This window comes from bacterium, from assembly GCA_022616075.1.
In the GTDB taxonomy this organism is placed as follows: Bacteria; Acidobacteriota; HRBIN11; order JAKEFK01; family JAKEFK01; genus JAKEFK01.
Genome location: JAKEFK010000140.1, coordinates 1 through 4,615, shown reverse-complemented (window position 1 = coordinate 4,615; position 4,615 = coordinate 1). Strand labels below are relative to the sequence as shown.

General features: G+C 48.4%; 6 protein-coding genes. 4 read left to right on the top strand and 2 right to left on the bottom strand.

The window, feature by feature from the left end:
* Window positions 1–122 precede the first annotated feature (122 nt).
* Both L0156_11440 and L0156_11435 read right to left on the bottom strand, forming a co-directional pair.
* Window positions 123–443, bottom strand: a complete 321-nt coding sequence (locus L0156_11440; GenBank protein ID MCI0603612.1) for a DUF5335 domain-containing protein — start codon at window positions 441–443, stop codon at window positions 123–125.
* Between the two features lie 90 nt (window positions 444–533).
* Window positions 534–1,193, bottom strand: a complete 660-nt coding sequence (locus L0156_11435) for a phosphoribosyltransferase (GenBank protein MCI0603611.1) — start codon at window positions 1,191–1,193, stop codon at window positions 534–536.
* Between the two features lie 128 nt (window positions 1,194–1,321).
* Here L0156_11435 and L0156_11430 point away from each other — a divergent pair, with 128 nt between their 5' ends.
* The 4 genes from L0156_11430 (at window position 1,322) to L0156_11415 (ending at window position 4,556) form a co-directional block, all read left to right on the top strand.
* Entirely contained in the window at window positions 1,322–1,738 is a 417-nt protein-coding gene (locus tag L0156_11430; protein ID MCI0603610.1) for a hypothetical protein, read from the top strand.
* A 60-nt stretch (window positions 1,739–1,798) separates the two neighbouring features.
* Entirely contained in the window at window positions 1,799–2,209 is a 411-nt protein-coding gene (locus L0156_11425; GenBank protein MCI0603609.1) for an SRPBCC family protein, read from the top strand.
* Window position 2,210: 1 nt separating this feature from the next.
* Complete coding sequence (locus L0156_11420) at window positions 2,211–3,047, top strand: RNA polymerase sigma factor (protein ID MCI0603608.1); 837 nt, start codon at window positions 2,211–2,213, stop codon at window positions 3,045–3,047.
* Between the two features lie 69 nt (window positions 3,048–3,116).
* The gene (locus L0156_11415; protein ID MCI0603607.1) at window positions 3,117–4,556 is read left to right on the top strand and encodes a hypothetical protein; all 1,440 of its coding nucleotides are present in this window, start codon (window positions 3,117–3,119) and stop codon (window positions 4,554–4,556) included.
* The last annotated feature ends 59 nt before the right edge of the window (window positions 4,557–4,615 follow it).

Here is a 4,615-nt window from a genome sequence, read left to right as displayed (position 1 = left end):
TGCAAGCCCTGGAACATGCCAATTTCCCGGACAATAAATTCTGTGTAGACTGGGTCTGAAAAAAGCCTACAGAATTGTGTTTGTGCTCAGGCCCGCATCAATTCTTAGTAAAGTTTCTTGTTTCATGGGACACCATCCACCATTTCCGGCAAAGTTGGAGATTTGAAACGTATCCGGCATAGTTGTCCTGGACTCGCAATCTCTAATACTTCATCCGCACCTTCGTCTGTTTGTTGCAGGCAGATCCGGAAAGGCTTTTGGATTGTGACTATGTTTTCTCCCACCTTCAGGTCGATATCTGATCCGCTCACTGCTAGTTTTGTCAATGGCGCTTGATGCAGTTGAATGTTTCCACACTCCACATCCACCAGCCAGTTCGAATGTAATCTGGAAAAAGAGATCAGAAAGTTTTGCCAGTCCTCTTTTGGTATTTCGCGAATCATATTCATAAACCTGCCGGTTATGTTTCTCCCTCTTCTCCGGGATGCCATTCGGCGGTTGTTTCCAGGGGTTGGACAGCTCGCGTTCGATCCTCATGCAGGAGCTTTTGATCTTTCATGGTTGGCTTTCTCCAACAGTTCAATCACCTCTTCATCCGTATTTTGTGAAAAATTCTCATACCAGTAGCCAACGCCAAAGAAGGGCTCAGGAGTTTTTGCGCAAACGAGGCGATCTACTACAGATTGAAACTCTTCTGAAGTTTGAGGGGCCGCCACCGGCACGGCAACGATAATTTCAGCGGCATTCATTTGCCGCAAAGCCATGGCAGCCGCCCGCATGCTTGCGCCGGTTGCCAGACCATCATCAACCAGAATGATTGATTTTCCTTCAACTTCAATTGGTTCTCTGTCTCTTCTGTACAGTTTTTCTCGTCTTTCTAATTCTCGTTGCTCTTGAGCAACTACGGCTGCGATTGCATAATCAGGAATGCGCAGTTCCTGAATGATTTCTTCGTTTAGAACTCTCACGCCGCCACTGGCAATTGCTCCCATGGCGAGTTCTTCCTGACCGGGAACGCCGAGCTTTCGCACCAGAAAAATATCCAGGGACAGATTCAAGGCGGTTGCGACTTCAGATGCGACAGGAACACCGCCGCGCGGAAGAGCGAGAACAATTGCCTCTTTCCTCCCGGCATATTCCTTGAGCTTTCCTGCCAGATACCGGCCGGCATCGAATCTGTCCTTAAAAAGCATTCTTCATTTCTCTTTCCTTAAATTTAATATCGCGATTCGGAATATGAGGTGATCGATGCGCTACAAGTGCTGTAGTCGCTGGCGTGACGGGACAAATTCCGATAATCTATGTCAACAGGAGGAAGAGCATGGATAAGAGATTCTTCATTTCCGGAATAGTGATCGGTATAGCTTCGTTGCTTCTCGGCTTTGTGATTCATGCAAATCTGTTGGTAGGAGATTACGCGCAGTTGACAGGCTTATTTCGAGGTCCGGAAGATGCTCAAAAGCATTTTCCCTTCATGTTGATTGCGCATTTTGTGCTTGGATTCGGATTCACGTGGATTTATCGCAAGGGTGTAGAAGCGGGCAAACCGGCAATCGGGCAGGGTGTTCGTTTTGGTCTTGCGGTCGCAGTGCTCATGACAATTCCGATGTATTTGATCTACTATGCCGTTCAACCTATGCCCGGTATGGTGGTCGCCAAGCAGATCGGATTTGATGTGATCGGGGTGATCCTGCTTGGCATTCTTGCTGCGCTGCTGAATCCACCGTCCCAATCGTAAGAACATCCCGGTCACAGGTTTCCTTCGTCATCAGTCTATACATATATAAGGAGGAAACCTATGAGGATGTTCGATGTTCAAGCAATCACAATTGAGGCCTCGTATGACGAAGCTTTTCGTTACATCGCTGATCCCTTGCGTCTTCCTGAATGGACCAGCGCCTTCAAATCCGTTTCCGAGGGGCGTGCGCGCCTGGAATCACCAGCCGGAAAGGTGGATATTGAACTAAAAGTCAATCATTCTCTTCAGCACGGCGTCATTGATTGGGTTATGACTTTTCCGGATGGAACGATGGCATCAGCTTTTTCGCGTTTGCTACTGGCGGGCGATCGGCGCTGCATTTTTGTGTTTATTTTGATGCCTCCTCCCGTCCCTCTGGAGCAATTGGAAGGAGCTCTTGAACAACAGTCGCAGGTTCTGCAAGCTGAGTTGAAACGTCTTTGTGAAATTCTGGGAGGTTCGGCTCAGTAAAATGGAATTAGAGCAACTAGTGGAGTTGGCCAAACAAGGCGATAGGTCCGCGCTTGAAGAAGTGGTTCTGCGGATTCAGGATCGCGTGTACGGTCTTGCCATGCGAATGCTATGGCGCCCGGCCGATGCGGAGGATGCTACACAAGAGATTTTGATCAGGATCCTGACGCATCTGGGCACCTTCCGCAACGAAAGCGCTTTTACAACCTGGGTTTATCAAGTCGCTTCGAACTATCTTCTCTCAACCCGGAAGCGTCTTGCGGAAAGGGAAGAAATCACGTTTGAAGATTTTGGTAAGCAGTTGGAAGAAGGATTAAAGCAACGTCCTTTGCTCGAAGAGAGTTCCATCGATAGAGAACTCATGATCCAGGAGATTAAGATAGGTTGCACTCACGGTATGTTGCTTTGTCTGGATCGCGAGCACAGGCTCGCCTACATTTTGGGTGATATTCTCGAACTCAGCAGTCAGGAAGGAGCAGAAGTTGTGGGCATTACACGCACGAGCTTCCGTAAACGCCTTTCCCGCGCGCGAAATCGGATCCGAAAATTTATGAATCATCATTGCGGTATCGTCAATACGAAAAATTCTTGCCGCTGCGCAAAACGGATTGCGTTTGCGATAAGATCGGGGCGAGTAGATCCCGATGACCTGTTGTTTGCTGAACATCCGGTTCGGACAACGAAAGAAATCACGATTCAACAGATACGACGACTTCATGAATTACAACGTTGCACCGCGCTTTATCGCAGCCATCCTGAATACGCTGCGCCTCAATCGCTCGTACAAAAATTGCGTGATCTGATTTTTGTTCAGAGTAAATCTCTTTCAAAGATGTAATGATTTGGAAAGCCGCGGGTAATCATTTAAAGAGTTACCGTGTGGTAAGATCATTTCATCTTTGGATCCATGATCGGCAATAGAGCGAGACCATCCATTCTAATCTTTTGCCTGATGATTTTTGCCACTCCTGTTTATGCGCAGGTCCCGTTTAATCTGATCATTTCGGAGCAGTTGCGAAGCACTTTTACACTTGTTGGATCGGGAGCTCGCGCTGCTGGAATGGGCGGAGCATTTACAGCAGTTGCTGATGATGCGACGGCTGCATCTTTTAATCCGGCAGGACTGGCACAGCTTGTTGTTCCTGAAGCTTCTGTTGTCTTTGATCACTTAGATCTACAGGACCAGTATCTCGATTTTGTGGTGCTCGATCCGGTTGAGGCACCTCTTCCCCTTAGCGATTCGGAGGCGCAATTCGACCGGAACAGCTTGAATTTCCTTTCTTTCAGTCTTCCGTTTGCAGTCGGAGACCGAAGATGGGCGGCACAATTCTCCACGCAGAAAGCGGTGGATCTCACTTATCATGGCGACCGGCTTTTTAGCGAAATCGATTCTGAGGGAAATCCTGTGGTCGATATACAGCAAGTCACCGATCAGTCCGGAGGGATCCGGATCTATTCCGGCTCCCTGGCTATTTCGGCAACACGGAGAATGCTGATTGGAGTTGCGATCAATCACTGGAAAGGGGACTGGGATTCTTCCAGCTTTACTTCTGAAACGATCGTAGAAGATCCGGAGGATGTGGAGTTTCTGTCGTTCACGCAGACGAACGCGTTATCTGCATGGAATTTTGACCTGGGAATGTTACTGCAGTATAAGTACGCGAATGTCGGAATTCGCTACCGGTCTGGTTTTTCTGCGGACTACACGCTGAAGGTAAGAGTGGACACGAATATCGAGGATCCGTTGATACCACTCCCCGATACCACAACAGAATTGGAGTGGCCGTCTACATTGAATCTCGGACTCGCGTTGAAACCTTCGGACAAAGTCACTCTGGCTGCCGACTTCGGTCGAACGGACTGGTCAAAGATGCTGTTCAATGCCGGCGTCCAGACTGGAAAAGTCAATTTCTTCGACCTGGAGCCTCAAGTGTCAACTCGCGTGAGTCCTGCGTACGATTGGAGAGTCGGGGCGGAGTACTTATTTTTTCATCGTTCAGTAATCATTCCGGTTCGCGGCGGTTGGTTTTATGAACCGCAGCCGGGAATCGATGCGGTTACGGGGAAAAGATTCGTGAACAAAGGATATACTGCTGGTGTAGGGGTGAAAATCGGATCGGTGGCAGTTGACTTTGCTTACCAGCGAAAGAATTCCGATACTCCTATCACGCTCTTTGAACCGGATGATCTTGTTATCGGAGACCGTAACAATCCTGCTGAAGGAAGGCTTCAGCGCAGCGAAAACAGAATGTTCGTTTCGATGATCCTACAACTTCCCAGGTCACTTGGTCGTTTAATACCCGCCATTTTCGTTGAACCTGAAAAAAGCCCGATTGAAAACAAATGAGAACGAACAGTCCAATGGTCGCATGGATCATTGGATTCTTGCTAACCACCTCTTTTCCG

Excerpts from the sequence above, each read along its gene's own strand:
- L0156_11440 (MCI0603612.1), bottom strand. The coding sequence starts at position 443 with ATGATTCGCGAAATACCAAAAGAGGACTGGCAAAACTTTCTGATCTCT.
- L0156_11430 (MCI0603610.1), top strand. The coding sequence starts at position 1,322 with ATGGATAAGAGATTCTTCATTTCCGGAATAGTGATCGGTATAGCTTCG.
- L0156_11435 (MCI0603611.1), bottom strand. The coding sequence starts at position 1,193 with ATGCTTTTTAAGGACAGATTCGATGCCGGCCGGTATCTGGCAGGAAAG.
- L0156_11420 (MCI0603608.1), top strand. The coding sequence starts at position 2,211 with ATGGAATTAGAGCAACTAGTGGAGTTGGCCAAACAAGGCGATAGGTCC.
- L0156_11425 (MCI0603609.1), top strand. The coding sequence starts at position 1,799 with ATGAGGATGTTCGATGTTCAAGCAATCACAATTGAGGCCTCGTATGAC.
- L0156_11415 (MCI0603607.1), top strand. The coding sequence starts at position 3,117 with ATGATCGGCAATAGAGCGAGACCATCCATTCTAATCTTTTGCCTGATG.